The sequence below is a fragment of the Xenorhabdus hominickii genome, from assembly GCF_002632725.1.
GTDB classification, from domain to species: domain Bacteria; phylum Pseudomonadota; class Gammaproteobacteria; order Enterobacterales; family Enterobacteriaceae; genus Xenorhabdus; species Xenorhabdus hominickii.
In genome coordinates this window covers 750,894-771,299 of the sequence record NZ_NJAI01000001.1, presented here as the reverse complement: position 1 = coordinate 771,299, position 20,406 = coordinate 750,894, and the positions used below count along the sequence as shown (strand labels likewise).

Annotated in this window: 19 protein-coding genes; 8 read left to right on the top strand and 11 right to left on the bottom strand. The window is 40.8% G+C overall.

The window, feature by feature from the left end; translation table 11 throughout:
• Positions 1 to 1,104 carry a glycosyltransferase family 4 protein gene (locus Xhom_RS03510; RefSeq protein ID WP_069318520.1) on the top strand — a complete coding sequence of 368 codons (1,104 nt, stop codon included), beginning with the start codon at positions 1 to 3 and terminating at the stop codon, positions 1,102 to 1,104.
• Entirely contained in the window at positions 1,104 to 2,294 is a 1,191-nt protein-coding gene (locus Xhom_RS03505) for a glycosyltransferase family 4 protein (protein ID WP_069317415.1), read from the top strand. The genes Xhom_RS03510 and Xhom_RS03505 overlap by 1 nt, the downstream gene beginning before the upstream one ends.
• Positions 2,295 to 2,372: 78 nt before the next feature.
• Here the strand turns inward: Xhom_RS03505 and rfaL are convergent, their stop codons facing one another.
• Positions 2,373 to 3,599 (bottom strand): O-antigen ligase RfaL, encoded by a 1,227-nt coding sequence (rfaL, locus tag Xhom_RS03500; protein WP_069317414.1) that lies wholly within the window; start codon positions 3,597 to 3,599, stop codon positions 2,373 to 2,375.
• A 118-nt stretch (positions 3,600 to 3,717) separates the two neighbouring features.
• Here rfaL and mutM point away from each other — a divergent pair, with 118 nt between their 5' ends.
• A complete protein-coding gene (gene mutM / locus Xhom_RS03495; RefSeq protein ID WP_069317413.1) occupies positions 3,718 to 4,527 on the top strand; it encodes a bifunctional DNA-formamidopyrimidine glycosylase/DNA-(apurinic or apyrimidinic site) lyase in 810 nt (269 codons plus the stop codon).
• Between the two features lie 43 nt (positions 4,528 to 4,570).
• Here mutM and coaD read toward each other — a convergent pair whose 3' ends face one another.
• The 6 genes from coaD to rfaQ all read right to left on the bottom strand — a co-directional run bounded on the left by coaD (position 4,571) and on the right by rfaQ (position 10,501).
• Positions 4,571 to 5,053: a pantetheine-phosphate adenylyltransferase gene (gene coaD / locus Xhom_RS03490; protein WP_069317412.1), complete on the bottom strand. Its 483-nt coding sequence runs from the start codon at positions 5,051 to 5,053 to the stop codon at positions 4,571 to 4,573.
• Positions 5,050 to 5,826 carry a glycosyltransferase family 2 protein gene (locus Xhom_RS03485; protein ID WP_069317411.1) on the bottom strand — a complete coding sequence of 259 codons (777 nt, stop codon included), beginning with the start codon at positions 5,824 to 5,826 and terminating at the stop codon, positions 5,050 to 5,052. Before Xhom_RS03485 ends, coaD begins: the two co-directional genes overlap by 4 nt.
• Positions 5,826 to 7,103, bottom strand: coding sequence for a lipid IV(A) 3-deoxy-D-manno-octulosonic acid transferase (waaA, locus tag Xhom_RS03480; RefSeq protein ID WP_069317410.1), 1,278 nt, complete (start codon positions 7,101 to 7,103; stop codon positions 5,826 to 5,828). Before waaA ends, Xhom_RS03485 begins: the two co-directional genes overlap by 1 nt.
• 103 nt (positions 7,104 to 7,206) lie before the next feature.
• Positions 7,207 to 8,310, bottom strand: coding sequence for a glycosyltransferase (locus Xhom_RS03475; protein ID WP_069317409.1), 1,104 nt, complete (start codon positions 8,308 to 8,310; stop codon positions 7,207 to 7,209).
• A complete protein-coding gene (locus Xhom_RS03470) occupies positions 8,310 to 9,437 on the bottom strand; it encodes a glycosyltransferase family 4 protein (RefSeq protein ID WP_069317408.1) in 1,128 nt (375 codons plus the stop codon). The genes Xhom_RS03475 and Xhom_RS03470 overlap by 1 nt, the downstream gene beginning before the upstream one ends.
• Positions 9,434 to 10,501, bottom strand: coding sequence for a putative lipopolysaccharide heptosyltransferase III (gene rfaQ, locus Xhom_RS03465; protein ID WP_069317407.1), 1,068 nt, complete (start codon positions 10,499 to 10,501; stop codon positions 9,434 to 9,436). The genes Xhom_RS03470 and rfaQ overlap by 4 nt, the downstream gene beginning before the upstream one ends.
• A gap of 201 nt (positions 10,502 to 10,702) precedes the next feature.
• On the opposite strand from rfaQ, the gene Xhom_RS03460 reads away from it, so the two are divergent.
• From Xhom_RS03460 to Xhom_RS03450, 3 genes are all read left to right on the top strand, one after another.
• Positions 10,703 to 11,656, top strand: coding sequence for a polysaccharide deacetylase family protein (locus Xhom_RS03460; protein ID WP_069317406.1), 954 nt, complete (start codon positions 10,703 to 10,705; stop codon positions 11,654 to 11,656).
• A gap of 93 nt (positions 11,657 to 11,749) precedes the next feature.
• On the top strand, positions 11,750 to 12,661 hold the full coding sequence (locus tag Xhom_RS03455; RefSeq protein ID WP_084023185.1) for a hypothetical protein: 912 nt from the start codon (positions 11,750 to 11,752) through the stop codon (positions 12,659 to 12,661).
• 256 nt (positions 12,662 to 12,917) lie between these two features.
• The gene (locus tag Xhom_RS03450) at positions 12,918 to 13,808 is read left to right on the top strand and encodes a GNAT family N-acetyltransferase (RefSeq protein WP_069317405.1); all 891 of its coding nucleotides are present in this window, start codon (positions 12,918 to 12,920) and stop codon (positions 13,806 to 13,808) included.
• On the opposite strand, the gene rfaC is transcribed toward Xhom_RS03450, so the two are convergent.
• From rfaC to rfaD, 3 genes are read right to left on the bottom strand one after another with little or no spacing between them, the layout of a single operon-like run.
• Positions 13,788 to 14,765: a lipopolysaccharide heptosyltransferase RfaC gene (rfaC, locus tag Xhom_RS03445; RefSeq protein WP_069317404.1), complete on the bottom strand. Its 978-nt coding sequence runs from the start codon at positions 14,763 to 14,765 to the stop codon at positions 13,788 to 13,790. The two genes, Xhom_RS03450 and rfaC, sit on opposite strands and share 21 nt — an antisense overlap.
• A complete protein-coding gene (rfaF, locus tag Xhom_RS03440) occupies positions 14,765 to 15,817 on the bottom strand; it encodes an ADP-heptose--LPS heptosyltransferase RfaF (protein WP_069317403.1) in 1,053 nt (350 codons plus the stop codon). The genes rfaC and rfaF overlap by 1 nt, the downstream gene beginning before the upstream one ends.
• Before the next feature lie 9 nt (positions 15,818 to 15,826).
• Entirely contained in the window at positions 15,827 to 16,765 is a 939-nt protein-coding gene (rfaD, locus tag Xhom_RS03435) for an ADP-glyceromanno-heptose 6-epimerase (protein ID WP_069317402.1), read from the bottom strand.
• Positions 16,766 to 17,023: 258 nt separating this feature from the next.
• On the opposite strand from rfaD, the gene kbl reads away from it, so the two are divergent.
• A complete protein-coding gene (gene kbl, locus Xhom_RS03430; protein WP_069317401.1) occupies positions 17,024 to 18,220 on the top strand; it encodes a glycine C-acetyltransferase in 1,197 nt (398 codons plus the stop codon).
• Positions 18,221 to 18,229: 9 nt separating this feature from the next.
• Complete coding sequence (gene tdh / locus Xhom_RS03425; RefSeq protein ID WP_069317400.1) at positions 18,230 to 19,255, top strand: L-threonine 3-dehydrogenase; 1,026 nt, start codon at positions 18,230 to 18,232, stop codon at positions 19,253 to 19,255.
• A 62-nt stretch (positions 19,256 to 19,317) separates the two neighbouring features.
• Here the strand turns inward: tdh and Xhom_RS03420 are convergent, their stop codons facing one another.
• Positions 19,318 to 20,394: a divergent polysaccharide deacetylase family protein gene (locus Xhom_RS03420; RefSeq protein ID WP_069317399.1), complete on the bottom strand. Its 1,077-nt coding sequence runs from the start codon at positions 20,392 to 20,394 to the stop codon at positions 19,318 to 19,320.
• Positions 20,395 to 20,406 lie beyond the last annotated feature (12 nt).

The window sequence follows — 20,406 nt, the reverse complement described above, 5'->3', positions numbered from 1 at the left end:
ATGAAAATAGGATTTATCGATGTTACCGTTACCATGTCTTACGGCGGCATTCAAACGGCTGTTTGGGAGTTGGCCAAAGCTTTGACAGATGCGGGACATGAAATCCATATTTTCGGTGGAACGGGAGATGTCAGACCTGCATTGGGAGAGAGAAATATTCATGTTCATACCTTCCCGTTTACTCCCAGAGAGCGAGTCATCAATATTGGCCGTCGTTTTCAACGTATTGTTGAAAGATATTCTTTTGCCCGTCATGCCCGTGAAGCCGTTATTGCTGAAAATTTTGATTGGGTTATTTTGACAAAACCCTTTGATTTTTTTTGGCCCAGAATGATGCCTGAAACTTCCCATACCCAGTTTTGCTATATGAGTGGTGGTACAAGTTTTTTTAAAGGCGATCGAATATTGGGTCAGAAAATATCTGCATGGGTTGCATGCAGCTATTTCAATGCCTGGCAGATCCAGCATCACTTCAAGCAATTCCCTAATGTCATTTATAATGGTGTAGATATCGATAAGTTTAAGCCTGCTGATTCTGATATTCGAACTCGATTAGGAATCAATGAAGAAACGTTTCTGTTAACGTTTGCAGGCCGCTTGGTCGGTTGGAAAGGCATGAAAATCGCCATTGATGCAATGGCCTTATTGCGGGATAAGGATGTAAACTTATTGATTATTGGTGAGGGTGAAGGTCTGAAATCGCTTAAAAAGCAGGTTTCAGCATTGAAATTAGAAAAATCTGTCATTTTTCACCCGCCAGTTGGTCATGATCAATTACCTGAATTTTATGCTGCGGGGGATGCTGGTATGTTCCCGAGTATTGGTGATGAAGCATTTGGTATCACGATTGCGGAAGCAATGGCGTGTGGGCGTCCAGTTATTGCCAGTTACATCGGAGGCATTCCTGAGGTAGTTGGCAATGAAAACCATGCAGGTATTCTAGTATCCCCCGGTGATGCGGAGGCCATAGCTGCTGCAGTTAACCACTTCCTGTCTTTACCTGATAGAGGAAAAGATATGGGTAAATATGCTCGTCAGAGGATAGAAGCGATGTATACATGGGAACATTCTGCAAATCGTTTATTGGGCGCTATCAGAAAATAATGAAAATCGCGTATATAGATCCTTATCCTGTTCCTGATTATCGAGTTGCTTCACTGCAGATTTTGCAGAATGTGGATGCTTTTGCCCGTCAGGGGCACCATGTCTGTTTGATTACTCCAAAAGGTCACAGCCAAGTTGAAGATATTATTGGCAGGCCATTGCCTCCTTCTGCCGAGTTAATTACCTTACAAAATATACGTAGAAAGTGGTATTTCCCACTGAATACTCAGAAATTGTTTTATTTTCAGGTTTCTCGCTGGCTTAAAGAACATCAGGTTGATGCCATTTTTACCCGTAATATTAAAATGGCGAATTATCTGCTGTGTAAGCATCCAGATATCCCCCACTTTTTTGAAAGCCATGAGGTATTTGCTCAGTCTTTTAAAGAAGCCCATGATTTAGTCGGGAGTAAAAATCAACGTAAATACCAGAAATTGAGAAAGATTGAACAGCAGGTCTATAGTTGTTCTAAGGTTGTTTTTGTTCTGACTTCATTGTTACGTGAAGATATTGGTAAAGAATATGGTGTCCAAACCCCAATCGTAGTGGCTCCTGATGGTGTTGATATACTTGCTGTTGAATCCACAAAATTAATGCTTGCTGGCATGGAACACAAAAGTGGAGCTCTAACTCAGATACTTTATTTGGGCAGTTTACATCGTTGGAAAGGCATCCCTACTGTTATGAAGGCTATGTCTTACCTTGATAATGCAGTATTGAATATTGTCGGTGGTACGCCTGAGCAGATTGAACGATTACTAAAAACAGCCGAGCAAATTGGCGTAAGTGATAAAGTCAATTTCCTTGGTTTTATTTCCCCTAAAAAACGTTTTCAGGTTATTGCTGATAATGATATCTGCGTTCTGCCATTGACGAAAACCAGTATCGGCAGTCGTTATACATCTCCTCTCAAGCTTTTTGAATATATGGCAATGGGCAAGCCTGTTGTTATTTCTGATTTTCCTTCCATTCGTGATGCTGTTGATGAAAGCGCGGTAAATTTTGCTGACAGTGAAAATGCAGAGAGTTTTGCTGAGCAAATCCGATGGTTTATTAGCAATCCGGTTGAAACAATGGCGAAAGTCGAACACTCTCAGCGACTGGTTTCGGAGCGTTTTAACTGGGATCAACGTGCAAAATTGATTACACGCGTAATTGAGGAAACATTATCTCAAGCATCATCTAATTGATGACTGATGAGGGATAAAGCCAGCCCATGACATTTATTATGTATGGGCTGGTGGTATATTTCCTTTCCGGTCGCCTTGTTATTTCTTATATAGCGCAATCATCAAGCCAAATAAGATACCTATTTCATTGATATAAGCATTTTCAAAAGCTCCTCTGACGACAAACAAACTAATAAACGCTGCCAGAAGGATAATCCCTGCTTGTCGGATGATATCATTATGCTGGCGGATAATTTGGCTGCCAGTAAAGAGTGCTGAAAATGTCATTAATAATGTGGTTATCAAGCCAACGATGCCGGCCGAGAACCAAAATGATAGAAAGACATTATGTGGGCCAATCGAAGTCCTAAATGTCCAGTCAGGGTAATCGGCTACACGGCTATTATAGACTTGATGATAAACTTTATTGCCAAAACCGTAGCCTTTGATAGGATTTTCCATGATTAGCGACCAAGCAGAACCTTGTGTGCCGTTACTATAGCGGTAACTACTGTCTGTTTGGGTCAGCTTATGGAGCAGTAATCGGGTGGTGGGGTTAGATGTTGCGGACCAGTGGGTGGCCCCGGCTAATAATCCCAAGCATATAGCAGCGGCAACAGTGAGTTTCCACTCTCTGTTAATCAAAATGATCAATACAGTAGCTACTACAATAGCAACCCAAGCACCCCGGGAAAGTGTTCCAAGCAGTAAAAACAGACTAATGGCTGAGGTAATTACCAGTAGTGACCAGCTAAGCAGAGAGTGTTTTTTCCATAACGCCCAACTGCATAGTATTACTGGGAAATAGAAAATAAATCCGTAGGAAAATTCACGATGATTGTAATTTGTAAATGGCATTTCACCGATTGCATGGTATTTGATGATATATTTCGCAATATCTGTCAGCGCAATGACAACTATGCCGATAATAAATGCAATTAGGATCATCTTCGCAATATGTTGTTTGCTTTCTTGGTAGAGTACAATCGGAAGGGTGAAACTGAATAGCAGCAGCCCATTTAAAATCGGTTTGTTCATCTCTTTGAGACTTAAAGCCGGGTCAATGGAGATGCCAACAGAATAGAATATGGTCAAGACAAACAGTAAAATGGATAAAAAGAGGTGATTACGTAGTGAATGGACTACTTGGCGAAAATCCTTTATCAGATAATACAGTGCAGTTATACATATTAGGATCATAACAAGATTTTTGTATCTAGTAATATCAGGTAGATAAACCAGGATAATGTATAGTCCAACAATGGATAAGTTCCATAATGATTTATTGTCGTTACTTATATTAAATCTATTTTTTATATCAAACATAGTGATTAATCTATTTTCTCAACTATCCCAACCGAATCTGGCTGCAAATAATACATTAAAACGGTATTGTAATCTGCTGAAAAGCAATTATTGCAGATAATTTATTCAAGGAGTCGGTATGCCAGAGCTACCAGAGGTGGAAACCAGTCGTCGGGGTATTGAACCCCATTTGGTGGGGAATGTGATCCAATATGCCGAAGTCAGAAATTCGCGTTTGCGTTGGCCTGTTTCTGGGAAAATCATGCAATTATCAGATTGTCGGGTGATTAGTGTTCAGCGAAGAGCAAAGTATTTGCTGCTTGAGCTAGCCGACGGTTGGATTATTATTCATCTGGGTATGTCTGGTAGCTTACGTATCTTGTTGGAGGAGCTTCCTCCAGAAAAGCATGATCATGTCGATTTGATTATGGCTGATGGTAAAATTCTCCGCTATACCGATCCCCGGCGTTTTGGTGCATGGTTATGGAGTGACACTCTTGATGAGTGCTCTGTGCTGGCTCATTTAGGTCCTGAGCCACTTTCTGACTTGTTTGATGGTAAATACCTTTACACGCTTTCCCGCAATAAAAAAACTGCCATTAAACCTTGGTTGATGGATAACAAAGTTGTTGTTGGTGTTGGGAATATCTATGCTAACGAAGCGTTATTCGTTGCGCATATATTACCCGAACGCCCTGTGCATTCATTGACAGAACAAGAAGCTCATTTATTAGCGGATACCATCAAACAGATCTTACGTCGCTCTATCGAACAAGGTGGAACGACACTGAAAGATTTTCTGCAATCTGATGGTAAACCGGGATATTTTGCCCAAGAGTTGTTTGTCTATGGAAAGAAAGGCGAATGTTGCTCAATATGCGGTGAAAAAATTGAGAGTGTAAAATTAGGACAACGCAGTACATTTTTTTGTCGTCAGTGCCAGCATTAAGTGCATTTGGGGGCGGAGAAGAATGGCCCCCTGCGTGCTGATATTACTTGCCTAATTTCTGTAGCATGGCCCGTACAACTGGATCGGACACGAATGATGAAATATCTCCGTCATGACGAGCAACATCTTTGATCAAGGATGATGATACGAAAGACATACCCTGAGAAGGTAATAAAAACACACTTTCCAGTTCTGGCATAAAATGTCGGTTCATGTTGGCAAGTTGGCATTCATATTCAAAATCTGAAACAGAGCGTACTCCGCGTATTAGGATGCTAGCCTGCTGTTTTTGGGCAAAACTGACCATCAGCTCACTAAATCCGATCACAGTGACATTTTCCAGATGAGCAGTAACCGCTTTTGCCATTGAGACACGCTCTTCCAAACTGAACATGGGATTTTTTCTGTCACTATTGGCGATAGCCAGTAAAACCTGGTCAAACATATTTGCAGCACGGGTCACGATATCAAGATGACCATAAGTGATAGGGTCAAAAGTGCCGGGATAGATCGCTTTTCTTTTCATCGTTTTTTACTCTTCATTTGAGTCAACTCCCAAAGCGCAGCATATTTATTGAATGTATATTGGGCATTCACCATCGCTAACACCAACCCTTGCTTGCCATCAAGAAAACCCGCTCTTAGCAGCCATGTTTTGAAAAATGCGCCTAACGTATGACTGAAGATAGATAAATAATGGGCTTTTTTACCTTGTTCGTGGCGATACTTGGCCCAATCTCTCGCGTAATTCAATTGCTTTTGCTGGAACTCCATCAAATTACGGCAGGTTAAATGACGTAAGTCACCTTTTAGTGTCACGATGGACGCGCCTTGCATATCAAGGGATTCATGAACCTGATTATCATTGTATTGATAACGTTCACGACAATAGAGGCGGATGACTTTATCGGGATACCAGCCACTGTGTTTCATGAACCGTCCCATAAACAGGTTGAGGCGCGTACAGCTATAGACTTTATTGTCGTCAGGGTTATTAAGGACGTGTTCAATTGAGGATTTTAGTTCAGGTGTGACACGCTCGTCCGTATCAATCATGAAAACGTAATCGCCACTGGCATAGGATTGTGCGAGCTGCCGTTGACGACCGAAACCCGGCCACTGTGTATTCGTGTAGACTTTTGCGCCCATTTCATTGGCTATGCGGCAGGTTGCATCTGTACTGCCGGAATCCAAGACGATGATTTCATCAGCCCAACTGACGGATTGCAAGCAATCTGCAATCAAGTCCGCAGAATTTTTGGCAATCATCACAACGGATAGGCGTTTCTTCTCACTCATTAATGGCTCCGTGGGGGGAGATAAGGTTCCAGTAATTTTAGCAAGCGCTGAAGGGCACCTTGATTTTCGTGCAGAACTTCTGCGGCATGGTGACCGTAATAGCGGCGGTAGTCTTCGTCTGTCAGCAGGCTGCTGATTGCTGAACTTAATGATTGGCTATCGGTGACAGTAATCAACCCATCAGCTTTATCCAGCTTGGCACAGATATCCTTAAAATTGAATGTATGCGGACCCATAATAACGGGAATAGCGTGTGCTGCCGCTTCCAATGGGTTATGTCCACCGCGTTCTATCAGGCTTCCCCCGACAAACGCCATGTCAGCAATACCGTACAGGAGCATCAATTCACCCATAGTATCTCCAATAACTACTTGTACATTAGCGCTTGGGATCGTATCAGTACTTCGTAATATCGCGTTTAGCCCCGCTTTTTGTGTTAGTTCTAGGGCCTTGCCGAAACGCTCAGGATGACGGGGGACCAGAATTAACAAGAGATCAGGAAATTGTTTAAGCAGCTTGCAATGTGTATCTAGAATAACGCTTTCTTCACCATCATGGGTGCTGGTTGCGATCCAAACAGGGCGATGAGGTGCCCATTGGCGGCGCAAGGTTATTGCTCTTGCCGCCAATTCTGGTGTAACGGAAATATCGAATTTAAGGCTACCCGTCACAGCAAGCTGAGAACGTCTTAATCCCAATTCGATAAACCGTTCACCATCTTCCTGATTTTGTGCGGCAATCAATGTGATCTTATTTAAAACGATTTTGATGAAACTGCTGATTTTCTGATATCCCGCGGCAGAGCGAGCCGATAATCTAGCGTTGGCAATGACCAGCGGGATTTCGCGTTGATGCAATTGAGTGATCAGATTTGGCCACAGTTCGGTTTCCATTATGATCACGAGTTTTGGATTGACGTGATCAAGGAATCGGTTCATTGAACCTGGCAAGTCGTAGGGAAGGTATACATGGTTAACATCAGCACCCAACGCAGAGAGGACTCTTTCAGAGCCAGTCGGTGTCATCGTGGTTATAGTAATGGGTAAATGAGGATACTGATGCCGCAAGATCCGCACTAACGGAATGGCTGTCAATGTCTCTCCGACAGACACGGAATGAAGTAGAATCCCACCAGAGGCTACTTTTTTGGCACAAAAGCCATAGCGTTCGCCCCAGCGTTTGCGATACGCAGGAGATTGACGGCTGCGCAATAGTAGGCGTAACCATATAATAGGTTGGATAAGGTAGAGAAGTACCTGATATAAGCGAAGCAACATTCTATCAAATTCACTGACATAGACTGTGGCTATAGTACCACATTGGCTTGAAGAAAGTGTGTAAAATGCAGTTCTCTTGAATCTCCTGACTAGGAGCCATGCGCTATTTTTCTATTAATTCAATATATTGTTTCTGTATATTGTTTGACTCAAATTTTTCATACATCTCATCGGTGATGAGAGGCGGATTATCATAAACAAGTTGCATTTTTTCCGCTAAAGCATCAATTGTTAGTTCAGCCAGATAGTTTTTGAGATTGCCTGTCATTATTTCTCTTACCCCACCAGGGCAATCAGTGCTAACGATAGGTGTATGACAAATCAATGATTCGATTAACACTGTCGGCAGTCCTTCACTGTCGGAACTGATAATGACAGCTCTGGCGTCACGAATAATAGGCAGTGGATTTGAGTGAAACCCGGCCAAAATGACCTCATTGTTTAGGCCAAGATTACTGATTTGCAATTTAAGCTTGTTTTCGATTTCCTTGTTACCTTGACCAACAATAATGAGTTTGCATGGTAGATTTGCTTTTGCTAAGGCATCAATCAGCCTGTCTTGGCGTTTGACTTCATGGAAACGCCCGATATGTAGAAAGTAATTTAGGCCATGATAAGGATTGGCTTGTGATGATTTGCTTTTTAGTTCATCAAAATTGAATGGGTTATAGATAGTTTTAATCTGTTTAGGTTGTATCGAAATATTCGTAATCAGGTCATGGCTAACCGCGTTAGAAACACAGATAATTTGTCTGTTTTTATAAACATTTTTTATCTTTTCTTTTTTTATCCAATGAAAAAGTCCACTTTTATTGCTTAGGTATGACTGAGAATATATTCCGTGAATACAATGCCATACATTGCTATCTCTCAATGCTGTGGATTTAACGACTATACGATCAGTCTTATGAAGATTAGAAAGAACAAGAACAGGCTTGCCTTTTTGTTGGAAAAGCGTTGATAAAACGTTATCCATAGCTTTAGTACGGCGCCTGATTTCATTAATTTTTCTTAATGGACCTTGGTAATTATCAGGGCTAACAATGTAATGAATACCTTCTGGTATGGTATAAGACAATTGGGTATTCAATGAAAGCAATGAAATCTGATAACCCGATTGGTGCAAACCAGTAGCAAGGCGAAGAGTGACATTTTCAGCTCCCCCGCCGGGTAACCCATCAATAATAAAAAGGATATGATCATTCACTATGCTAAGACCCGTTGATAAAGCTGGATTAATTGTTTAGATAAGTTTTCAGGGGTTGCTGTCATTATTTGATTTCTTGCTGCGATAGACATGTTTGTATCTGATATATTATCAGGGATGCTATATGTTGCCTCCTCTAATTTTCTGAGGTCTAGCGCATCACAGACGAAACCATTTTTTCCTTCGGTGATGAATTCTGCGCCTCCGCATGTTGTACTCGTAATTACGGGTAAGCCACACGCCATAGCTTCAAGAACCACGTTAGGAAATGGATCGTATAGTGTTGGTAGTAACAAAGCATCAGACATTTGATAAAAAGGTAATGTATTTTTTTGTAATCCCATGAAATGGATACGATGACGACACCCTAAAGAATCCGCAATATCTTGATATTTTTTCTGTTCTTTATCCTTACCGACGACTAATAAATGATCCCCTGTTCTTGCAACAGTTTTGATGGCAGCGGATAAGCCTTTTCGTTCAAAACCAGATCCTACATAAATCAGACATTTTACTGTTGGGGGAACTTCATATTGCTTTCGCCATGCTAAGCGAGTTTGCTCATCAGCAGGAAAAAATTTATTGCTATCAATGGCATTGTATATAACGGATATTTTATTTTCAGAAACCCCAAACTGTTCAATGATTTCCTTTTTTACCATTTCTGCGTTACAGATAACTTGCTTTAAAGCAGGATCCGAATACATTTCTTTCTCTGCTTTCATTACATAACGATGGTAACGATCATTGAATAGCCACTTAGCTTTCCAATTTGATAAAATACGGGCACGTTGATGTAACCAGCTTATATGAACGCCATCTCCGGCTCTATAAATATCACAGCCAGCGATTCTTTCGTGGCTTTGGACCAAATCAAATTGTTCTTTTTGCCATAAATGGCGTGCAGATTTTGCAAAACCACTTTCTCGACTGATTCTTCCATACTTAATCGGATTACATAGGTGGATATGCCAATTAGTATTACTTTCTCCCTGCCAAGATCGTGTAATCACGTTCAGCTCAAGTTGTTGCTGATCCAGAGCTTCCAGCGCTCTCGAAATGAAACGTTCTGCCCCTCCATCTAGGCGGTATTTTTGGCGAACAATAGCTAAACGTAGTGGTTTCATGAAATATATTTCCTGGCTGCTGAAATAACTGCACTTACTGGGATCAGATCTAAATAACGTTCATCTGTATGAGTTTTGATATCGTCTGGATATGGGATTCTGCCATAATCACCCGCCCAGATCACCTCACCAATAGGTTCCCAAGGTTTCCAGAATGTGAGTTTGGATGGGCCGAATAACGCTATACAAGGTGTTTTTAACGCAGCAGCCATGTGCATTGGGACTGAATCTACACCAATGAATAATTTTGCATGGTCAATTAAAGCCGCTAATTTGGGTAAAGTTAATTGTCCGGCAAGAGATAGGATACTCTTTTGGTCAGGGCAGTATGACAGGATAGTATCGACCATTTCGAGTTCACGCTTATCTGGCCCAGAAGTTATGATAATTCGGTATTTGTTTTTCTGTAGCGTCGTAATCACTTCCGCCATTTTCTTTTCATTCCAACATTTAAAAAACCATCGAGATGTAGGTTGGATCACAATGTATCGGTCGAAGCATGTGTATTCGGCAAGTGTTTCTTTTATCCACAGTAAATCCTTATCACTATAGTTCATTGTCACTTTAGTTATGAGCGACGTTAGTTGCAATGGTTTAAGAATAGAAAGGTTTTGTTCTACTGTATGCAAAGAATCATGGTTATCTGTAGATGTAATGTTAGTGTGGCATAAACGCCACTTCCAGTTTTGGCGTTTAGGATAATCTAGTGCGAGGCGGATTGGAGCACCTGTAAAACGAGTAATAAAGGCACTGCGCCATTGGTCAGCGAGATTGATGGCCAAATCATAGCGTTGTTGTCGTAATGTTTTTAACAAATTCCACTCATGTAATAAATGTTCTTTTATTCCTAATTTTTTCCACTGTCGGTCTATGAGAAAAATGTTGGAAATTTCTGGTGAATTTTCCAGCATGGGGGAGGTTTCTTGATAAAGAAGGACATCAATTTTTGCATCTGGGTAGTGATACCTTAACGTACTGATAACGGGAGTGATCAGTAATGTGTCACCATGATGCTGTAATTTAATCACCAAAATATGTTTGATTTCATTGGTTTTTTTTGTCATGTGTCGAGTTCTATAGAATATCAATCTGATATGGTGGTTTTAATGAAAGAATCACAGCCTAGCCATATTTCAGGCGTACTAATAAAATAGGTATACTCAGTTTATACAGTAATCAGGGATTTTTTGATTCTCGAATTGCGCTATGTAGTCGCTATGCGTACTATTGTGGTAACTATTATTATCATATTTTGGTGTATATTGATGCCTTTACCTGCTTTTATTATCACGATCGACACTGAAGGTGATGATCTATGGCAAAATCGAGAGCAGATCTCAACAAAAAATACGGGTTACTTACCAAGATTTCAGGATCTTTGTGAGCGTTTTGGATTTAAACCTGTTTGGCTAACCAACTATGAAATGGCGATGGATGATAGTTATATTGAATTCGCTAAAGATGTTATTGCCAGGAACACAGGTGAAATTGGTATGCACCTGCATGCTTGGAATAATCCTCCTATTGTGTCTCTGACTGATGATGACATGCACTATAAGCCCTATTTGATTGAGTACCCGAAAGATCAAATCAAAGCAAAAGTTGATTTGATGACAAATCTTCTTGAAGACAAGTTTCAGACAAAGATGCTGAGTCATCGGGCTGGTCGTTGGGCATTTAACGAATATTATGCCCAGTTATTGGTTGAATATGGTTATCAGGTAGATTGTTCTGTTACTCCAAAAGTTAATTGGAGTTTTACTAAGGGTGACCCTAATGGAAATGGTGGAACGGATTACAGCCGTTTTCCAGCTCACGCTTACTTTATGGATTTACAGGATATCTCTAAAGAAGGTGATTCTCCGTTACTGCAAGTGCCAATGAGCATTCAGTATAAACATTCACCAGTTATGAATTTCGTTAAGCAGCAGTATGATCGTTTGAGAGGCAAGCAACGTTCGCCGTCGGTTAATTGGTTGCGTCCAAAAGGTGGTAATTTGGAGCAAATGAAAAGTGTAGTCCAACAAACCTTAGCAGGCGGTAGTGATTATGTTGAGTTTATGCTTCATTCATCAGAATTTATGCCAGGTGGAAGCCCTGTGTTTAAGAATGAAGAGCAGATTGAACACCTTTATCAGGATTTAGAAGGGTTGTTTGAGTTTTTGAAGCCATTGGTGCAGGGGATGATGTTGAGTGAGTATTATCAATGGAAATTATAAAAAACTAGGGATTTTGATATAATTTATAGGATATGGAAATTAGATATAGTATTGCTATAAAGGTGATTAATTTTTCTGATAGTGGGTTTAAGAATGCTTTTGATAAATAAAATTTATTCTAAATTTATGGTTGATTGGAAGTATAAAATAACTAAAACGCTATATAGAAATATATGTAATCATGAAATGAAACATAACATGAATTTCTGGCCACATATAAAAATAACAAGAAACGAAAATGGAAAGATAGACTCTGTCTTTTTCAATAAAAGACATATTGATATTGAGGATTTTGAATTTTCGTTAGACAAACCATTAATAATAATTGCTTCAGGCCCATCTGTGCTAGACATAGATCCTGTTTTTTTTGATAGTAAACTGTTTGATATATTAGGGGTTAATGGTGCGTATAAGTTATCGGGGTTTATAAAATTCAAATATCATGTGATTATTGATAGAACATTTATTATCAATCGATTTGCTATTGTGTTAGATATTTTAAATGATAACTCATTAACATTATTAACAACAATGGACTGTTTGAATGAAATATTAATTGAAAATTCTTCTGTTTTAATAAATTGTAAGATGGTAATTATTGAACATATTGACCAACCAGTCTATAAAAAGAAGAAAAAACTGTTTGATATAAAAAGCAAAGAGTTAATTATAAAAAATAATTTTGCTTTTTCACTTAACTTAAATAAAGGGTTTTATGATGGGTGTACAGTAGCATATACCGCTTTACAAATAGCATTTTTTTTGAATTATAAAGAAATATATTTTGCTGGATTAGATATGAATAATTTTGATAAACCAAGATTTTATGAAAGTCAAGATGATACTCTCAGTACTGAGCTGGATAGTAATTTAAATGACATAATAATTCCTTGTTTTGAATTATCTCAATATTTGGCTAAAAAAAATGGAATTATGGTTTATAATTTATCAATATGCAGTGCAATTAATTCGTTTAAAAAAATAAAATATAACTCTATATCATAGTGTTTTATTAAATAAATTTTCACTATAAATAAATATATCAATTGTAATTATTGTATGTAAAAATAATTGATATATTTAATAATGATCTTTTGAAAGATACTATAGTGTTAATTTTTTATAGCCAGACTTAATGTTAATTATTTTTGTGTTTTGTTGAAAATGATTTACCTGTCTGGGTTATTTTTGTGAAAAATAAACTTTGAGTATAGAATTTATCATTTTAGTTTGAATGGGGGGCAATTTGATGGGATTAATAATGATAAAAATAAAAAAAATTTTTTCAGGATGGAAAGAGTGTGATATTGAACGATATAAAGAAGCTTATGCTCTTTTTGGTGGTGGTATCCTAACACATCCCAATGTTGTTTCTTTTTTGAATAATCATATTGAAGATGTTCAACTTTCCTTTTATGTTAAAGAGAAAGGAAATTCTATCAAGGGAGCTTGTTTTTTAATCAAAAACCAAAAATTAGTAGAGAAAATCTCAGACATATACTCACTACCTTGTGATGAAATCATTTTCCCTATCGCAACTGATGCTAAGTTATTTTTACCAATAAAATCAAAGAGACTATCTCCAATCCATAAAAATAACTTTATTAATACTAGTTATAATTCCCGATTAAGTAAACGCAAAATCTGCCTGATCAAAGATAGTTTCTCTTATAAAACCCGGCGCAATCGTAGTAATGAGATCAATAAATTTAAGCGGGCTGGAGGGGAGATCCGTCCATCAAGTGAGTTCAGTGCAGAAGAATTAGTGAATATCTATATTGATTTGTATCAGAAACGTTGGAATTACAGCCATTCTGAAAAACAAAAACAGCATTTGCTTGAAATATATACAGATCTGCGTGAGCATATATTTGGTAATGTGTTATTAATCAATAGGAAACCTTGTGCTTACGATTTTGTTTTGTGGGCGGAGAGTCCAAAATGGATTTCGTTTGATGCCATTAATGGTGGTTATGATCCCGAATATGCGTATCTCAGTGTTGGGAGCATATTAATGTGGGTGAATACCCAAGAAGCAAAAGCACTGTGTCAGCAAGGTGACAAATCCATGCGTTACTCGTTGGGTAATCCTACGTTTGAATATAAAAATCGTTGGTGTGAAACATTACCACTAGGAAAAGTGCTTTTTTAATATATCCTGCAAGAGTAGCATAACTTCCGATGGGGCTATATTTTTCATAGTATTATCCGTCGACTTCAAGGAGTGCTGCTCTTTTCCATATCCACCAATCAATCCCGGATCAGTCGGGCCAAACAGAGTAATATTCGGTCGATCAAGCGCAGCCGTAAGATGGCTTAAGCCCGTATCGACAGAAACCACTGCTTTTGCCCCCGCGAGAACTTGTGCAACTTCAGCCAGTGTCAGTTTAGGCAGAACTTCAACATGAGGAAAGCCTTCTGTCAGCCGCAACGCTCGCTGATATTCATGTTCTGCACCCCAAGGTAGTTTAATGCGTAAGCCGGTTGGCTGGATGTCTGTGATCAGCTGTCGCCAATAGCTTTCTGGCCAATGTTTTTCATCACGTGTGGTTGCGTGCAGGAAAACGAGATAGTTATCTTGGTTTTCAATTCGCTGATTCAGAAAATGGCAGGCGATGGCGTAATCACCGGATTCTGTCGGTTTTTGATAACCCAAGCTATCCGCAAAGAGTTCACGGATCCGTTCCACTGCATGTTGTTGCTTGCTCACTGTATGCCAATGATTGTAGAAAAAACTTGCAAGCGGCTCGCGGATGCTTTTTCTGTCATATCCATGACTTGGGCCATGTGCCAACCGAGTCACCAAAAATGCACTTTTTAACAACCCTTGAGCATCAATGACGGCGTCATATTGATGTTGCTGCAATTGTTGCCGAAATTGTGCACGTTCTGCACGAATATCTTTTCTGAACCAATTTTTCCGCCAGCGACGAATAGCAACGGGAATAACATTTTCGACAGCACTGTGCCAGGTGGGTATTTGTGCAAAACCTTCTTCCACTACCCAATCAAATTGAATGTCAGGAAAATGCTGTTTTGCATCTGTTAAAGCCGGAAGAGTATGTAACACATCGCCCATCGAAGACGTTTTTACCAGTAAAACACGCATTAATTTTGGCTCTCCGCCTCTAACAGTTTCTCCAGTGAGGCCAAAACCTGTTCTGGCTGGATATCAATTAAACTCTGGTGGTAACCGCCCTCGCTGTCACCTTTCCTGATCTTATGGTATCCGGTAATCAAGCGGATCATTTCGGCCTTATTTGATAGTGGCGGTGTAAAGTCTGGGCTACTCGGGCCATATAATGCCACCAGAGGACGGTTCAACGCTGCCGCGACATGCATCAGACCAGAATCGTTTGTGACGATGGCATCACAGGCTGCGATGATATTGATTGCCTGCTCAAGCGAAGTTTTCCCTGCCAGATTGAGGCAATTTTCGCGGGCATCTGGGCTTAAAAGTGTACGGATATCTTCACCGGCTTCATGATCTTTGGCCGAGCCAAACAGCAAAATTTGATAGTTTTTTTGAGTGATTAACTGATCGGCAAGGGAGGCATAGTGATAATGTGGCCAGCGTTTGGCTGGGCCAAACTCGGCTCCGGGGCAGAAGCCAATAATCGGGCGATGATCGGCAATGTTGAATGCGGAGGTTGATTCTGCAATATCAGCGTCATTGACGGTTAGCTGCGGCCATAACAGTGGTTGTGGCAGGTCGTCAGCACTGGATACGTTCTTTGCATCATAAGCGAGAGCAACATAGCGCTGAACCATGAGTGGAAAAGCACTTTTATTCAATACTCGGATATCATTCAGCAGCCCGTAGCGCATTTCACCGCGCCAACCTGTGCGTATAGGGATATTGGCGAAGAAAGGCACCAGTGCAGATTTGAATGAATTGGGTAGCACATAAGCGCGATCGTATTTATTCTCACGCAGCGCAAGGCCGAGTCGACGACGTTCGCCAAGTGCAAGGGCTCCATGTCCTAATGGCATCGCCAGCGCTTGATTTACCTCTGGCATTTTTGCCAATAATGGACGGCACCATTCTGGTGCCATCACATCAATTTCTGCATTGGGATACAAAGCCTTCAAAGTACGATAGAGGCTTTGTGACATCATCATGTCGCCCACCCATGATGGGCCGATCACCAATATCTTCATAGAAGTCGATTAATTATCCTGATTGAGCCATTGCATATATTCAGTGACACCTTCAGCAACGGTTTTAAAAGGCTTGTTATAACCTGCCGCACGAAGTTTTGTCAGGTCAGCCTGAGTAAAACTTTGATAGCGACCTTTGAGTTTTTCTGGGAACTCGATGTACTCCACGGCTGGGGATTTTGCTTTATGAAACTCGGTAACAGCATCAGCAACAGCTTGGAAAGATTCGGCGTGGCCTGTTCCACAGTTAAAGATGCCAGAAACACTGTTTTTCCAAAACCACAGGTTTACAGTGGCAACATCACCAACATAAATAAAGTCGCGGCGGAAATTTTCACTGCCTGCAAACAGTTTTGGATTCTGCCCTTGAACAATCTGATTGTTTAAATGATAGGCGACACTCGCCATGCTGCCTTTATGCCCTTCTCGCGGCCCATACACATTAAAATAGCGGAAACCACAAATTTGGGAATCCGCATGAGGAAAAATATCGCGGACATATTGGTCAAAAAGAAACTTGGAGTAACCATAAATATTGAGAGGTTTTTCGTATTGACGCTCTTCAATGAAGTTATCACTCCGGCCACCATAAGTTGCAGCAGAAGAGGCGTAAAGGAACGGGATTTGGCGCTCAAGACAATAATGCAGAACATCTTTTGAGTATTGGTAATTATTGTCCATCATATACTTACCATCCCATTCCGTGGTCGATGAGCAAGCACCTTCATGGAAAATGGCATCAATGTCACCTAAATCATCACCGGCAACGATACTGGCAATGAAATCTTCCTTATCCATGTAATCGGTGATATCCAAATCAACCAAGTTGGCGAATTTTGTGCCATCTTTCAGGTTATCAACAACCAGGATATCTGTATAACCCCCGTCATTCAGTGCCTTAACAATATTGCTGCCAATAAACCCTGCGCCGCCAGTGACAATAATCATTTGGCTCACCTCTAAATAGTCAGTTCACTTTATATACCCTTCGTCTGGGTATATCTTTGCTGCGTATAATAGCACTTAACCCTACTGACGACAGCAGCTTAAACAGGCGAATATCCTGAAATTTTGTCACATGATAGGCTCTGAGTCGTGATCCGCTTTACAAAGTTGATATTATCTTTCCCGCTGTATCGTCACTAGCAGGATCTATCAGTAAAATATACTTCGCCTTTCACTTATTTCGGTACTCAGGAGAGAAAAATGTCAGCGTCGTTTTATCAAAAAATTAATGAGCAGTTGGAACAAGCCCATGCGGAAGGGCTGTTTAAAAATGAGCGTATCATCACTTCTGCCCAGAATGCCGATATCGCTGTTTCTGATGGTAGCAATGTCATTAATTTTTGTGCCAATAACTACTTAGGTTTGGCTAATCACCCTGACCTGATCGCTGCTGCAAAAGCAGGAATGGATAGCCACGGTTTTGGTATGGCCTCTGTTCGCTTTATTTGTGGCACACAAGACTCCCATAAAGAATTAGAAAATAAGATAGCTGAATTTTTGGGTATGGAAGATACCATTCTGTACTCTTCATGCTACGACGCAAATGGTGGCCTGTTTGAAACGCTGTTTGGTTCAGAAGATGCGATTATTTCTGATGCCTTGAACCATGCTTCCATCATTGATGGCATTCGTTTGTGTAAAGCAAAGCGTTACCGTTATGCCAATAATGATATGCAGGAATTAAGAACGCAGTTGGAGAAGGCGAAAACCGAAGGTGCACAAAATATTCTTATCGCAACGGATGGCGTATTTTCAATGGACGGCGTGATTGCTGACTTGAAATCCATCTGCGATCTGGCGGATGAGTTCGGGGCGCTGGTCATGGTTGATGACTCTCACGCGGTTGGCTTTGTCGGCAAACAGGGTCGTGGTACCCATGAATATTGTGATGTCATGGGGCGTGTCGATATTATCACTGGCACATTAGGTAAAGCTCTGGGTGGCGCTTCAGGGGGGTATACCGCTGCACGCAAAGAAGTTGTTGAGTGGTTGCGCCAGCGTTCACGTCCTTATCTGTTCTCCAATTCACTGGCTCCTTCGATTGTTGCGGCATCTATTAAGGTGTTGGATATGCTGAAAAATGGAGATGAATTGCGTGATCGTCTCTGGAGAAATGCGAATTTATTCCGTGAAAAAATGACTGCTGCAGGTTTCACCTTAGCAGGTGCCGATCATGCCATTATTCCTGTTATGTTGGGTGATGCTAAATTGGCACAACAATTCGCGTCTGAATTGTTAAAAGAAGGCATCTATGTGATTGGGTTTTTCTATCCGGTTGTTCCTAAAGAGCAGGCGCGTATCAGAACTCAGATCTCGGCTGCTCATACGGAAGAACAAATTGAACGTGCAGTGGCTGCGTTTACACGTATCGGTAAGGAATTGAAGGTCATTGCGTAAGGTATCACTATGAAAGCATTATCGAAATTAAAGTCAGAAGAAGGAATTTGGATGACTGATGTGCCTGAGCCGGAACTTGGGCATAATGATGTAATGATTAAAATCCGTAAAACTGCTATCTGTGGTACGGATGTTCATATCTATAATTGGGATGATTGGTCTCAGAAAACGATCCCAGTTCCAATGGTGGTAGGACATGAATATGTCGGTGAAATCGTTGAAATTGGTCAGGAAGTCAAAGGGTTTAAAATAGGTGATCGCGTGTCAGGTGAAGGTCATATCACCTGTGGTCACTGCCGTAACTGTCGTGCTGGACGTACTCATTTATGCCGTAATACGACTGGTGTTGGTGTGAATCGTGCGGGGGCATTCGCTGAATACCTGGTTATTCCAGCATTTAATGCTTTTAAAATTCCAGACAATATTCCTGATGAACTGGCCGCGATTTTCGATCCATTCGGCAATGCGGTTCACACGGTGCTCTCTTTTGATCTGGTGGGGGAAGATGTACTGGTATCTGGTGCTGGCCCTATCGGTATCATGGCTGCAGCGGTATGTAAGCACGTTGGCGCACGTCATGTCGTGATTACGGATGTGAATGAATATCGCCTTGAACTGGCTCGTAAAATGGGTGTTACCCGTGCAGTGAATGTCAGTAAAGAAAAATTGACTGACGTCATGGCAGAGTTGGGCATGACAGAAGGCTTTGATGTAGGTCTGGAAATGTCTGGAGCGCCACCTGCGTTTCGTACTTTGCTAGATACCATGAATCACGGTGGCCGCGTTGCTCTATTGGGTATTCCTCCGTCAGATATGGCGATAGATTGGAACCAAGTTATCTTTAAGGGATTGTTTATAAAAGGTATCTACGGGCGTGAAATGTTCGAAACGTGGTACAAAATGGCGGCTTTGATTCAATCTGGTTTAGATTTATCTCCAATTATTACTCACCAATTCTCGGTCGATGATTACCAAGAAGGCTTTGATATCATGCGATCAGGGAAATCAGGTAAAGTTATCCTTAATTGGGACTAATTAGCTATTTGATTAATTAACTATTTAATAAATTAATTCGCTAGAACATAGTTAAAGAATAGCTAAGGGTTAGAACAGGCGTCCGTGATTTTATGGGCGCCTTTTTGGGTACTTTTTTGCTGCGATTTTATTTTTCCCGCCGTTTTGTTGACTGTCGCTTGATTAACGATTGTCCCATCTAAAGAGTTTGGTTCTGTTTGTTTGGCGGATTTGCCCAATATATTTTGAATGTGCTGGCTTAAGGCATCCACAATGGCATTGTTCACTAATGTCCTTCCTATCATCTTGAAATAATCCAACTGAGCTTCAGGTACAGATTCTGATTTATGAGGCTTTTTGCATTTGCGGACAGTCTGGAGATCACTTTTGTTTGTTGGTACGGGGCTGAGTAACATACTGGGAGTTACCAGTTCAATATCATTGGGTAATGTAGAAAGAGTTTGTTGTAGGACACGCACGGTTGATGGATGGGGATGCCCTATCGCTATGGCATAACCTTGCTTGCGGGCAAGGGCGATTGCACGGTTGAGCTGATGCCGGGTTTCGGATTCTGTCTGAACATTATCCAAAAAGATATTTCGGCGGATCACGGGGACGGGGGTTCCCAGCGCGGCCTTAGTGGCTTGCGTATTGCCAATCGTCACACTATCCAGAAAGTAGAGGTGATGCAGGGATAACACTTGCATCACTTTTACCATGCTATTGAGATTTGAAGTCATTGCGCTGCCCATATGATTATTCATACCGACGGCGTGAGGGACTTTTTGTATCGCATCTTGGATAATATGACCGATCTCTTCCCGGCTCATGGCCAGATGCAACGTATTCTTTTCCAACGGTTGCTTGCTTAGCGGAGCCATCGGCAGGTGGATCAAAATTTCCCGCCCTTGCTGATATGCCTTTTCTGCCATCATCCTGCCGTGTGGCGAGTTGGGCAGTATCGCGATAGAAACCTCAACGGGCATTTGTAATATTTTATTTTCTTCGTTAACACGATAACCAACATCATCAATAACAATTGCTAAACTTGCAGCTTGGGCATTTAAGGTAAACAGCAATGATGTGAAGAATAAGAGTATCCAAGATAACAAAGTGAACAAATTAGCACGCTTAATTAATGGATACGTCACTTTCATCATTATTGTTTTATC

What these genes read in the sequence shown, in the direction of transcription:
- tdh (WP_069317400.1), top strand. Translation starts at nt 18,230, where the DNA reads ATGAAAGCATTATCGAAATTAAAGTCAGAAGAAGGAATTTGGATGACT.
- Xhom_RS03510 (WP_069318520.1), top strand. Translation starts at nt 1, where the DNA reads ATGAAAATAGGATTTATCGATGTTACCGTTACCATGTCTTACGGCGGC.
- Xhom_RS03420 (WP_069317399.1), bottom strand. Translation starts at nt 20,394, where the DNA reads ATGATGAAAGTGACGTATCCATTAATTAAGCGTGCTAATTTGTTCACT.
- Xhom_RS03485 (WP_069317411.1), bottom strand. Translation starts at nt 5,826, where the DNA reads ATGAGTGAGAAGAAACGCCTATCCGTTGTGATGATTGCCAAAAATTCT.
- Xhom_RS03470 (WP_069317408.1), bottom strand. Translation starts at nt 9,437, where the DNA reads ATGAAACCACTACGTTTAGCTATTGTTCGCCAAAAATACCGCCTAGAT.
- rfaL (WP_069317414.1), bottom strand. Translation starts at nt 3,599, where the DNA reads ATGTTTGATATAAAAAATAGATTTAATATAAGTAACGACAATAAATCA.
- Xhom_RS03450 (WP_069317405.1), top strand. Translation starts at nt 12,918, where the DNA reads ATGATAAAAATAAAAAAAATTTTTTCAGGATGGAAAGAGTGTGATATT.
- rfaC (WP_069317404.1), bottom strand. Translation starts at nt 14,765, where the DNA reads ATGCGTGTTTTACTGGTAAAAACGTCTTCGATGGGCGATGTGTTACAT.
- Xhom_RS03455 (WP_084023185.1), top strand. Translation starts at nt 11,750, where the DNA reads ATGCTTTTGATAAATAAAATTTATTCTAAATTTATGGTTGATTGGAAG.
- waaA (WP_069317410.1), bottom strand. Translation starts at nt 7,103, where the DNA reads ATGTTGCTTCGCTTATATCAGGTACTTCTCTACCTTATCCAACCTATT.
- rfaD (WP_069317402.1), bottom strand. Translation starts at nt 16,765, where the DNA reads ATGATTATTGTCACTGGCGGCGCAGGGTTTATTGGCAGCAATATTGTT.
- rfaF (WP_069317403.1), bottom strand. Translation starts at nt 15,817, where the DNA reads ATGAAGATATTGGTGATCGGCCCATCATGGGTGGGCGACATGATGATG.
- rfaQ (WP_069317407.1), bottom strand. Translation starts at nt 10,501, where the DNA reads ATGACAAAAAAAACCAATGAAATCAAACATATTTTGGTGATTAAATTA.
- coaD (WP_069317412.1), bottom strand. Translation starts at nt 5,053, where the DNA reads ATGAAAAGAAAAGCGATCTATCCCGGCACTTTTGACCCTATCACTTAT.
- Xhom_RS03505 (WP_069317415.1), top strand. Translation starts at nt 1,104, where the DNA reads ATGAAAATCGCGTATATAGATCCTTATCCTGTTCCTGATTATCGAGTT.
- Xhom_RS03460 (WP_069317406.1), top strand. Translation starts at nt 10,703, where the DNA reads ATGCCTTTACCTGCTTTTATTATCACGATCGACACTGAAGGTGATGAT.
- mutM (WP_069317413.1), top strand. Translation starts at nt 3,718, where the DNA reads ATGCCAGAGCTACCAGAGGTGGAAACCAGTCGTCGGGGTATTGAACCC.
- kbl (WP_069317401.1), top strand. Translation starts at nt 17,024, where the DNA reads ATGTCAGCGTCGTTTTATCAAAAAATTAATGAGCAGTTGGAACAAGCC.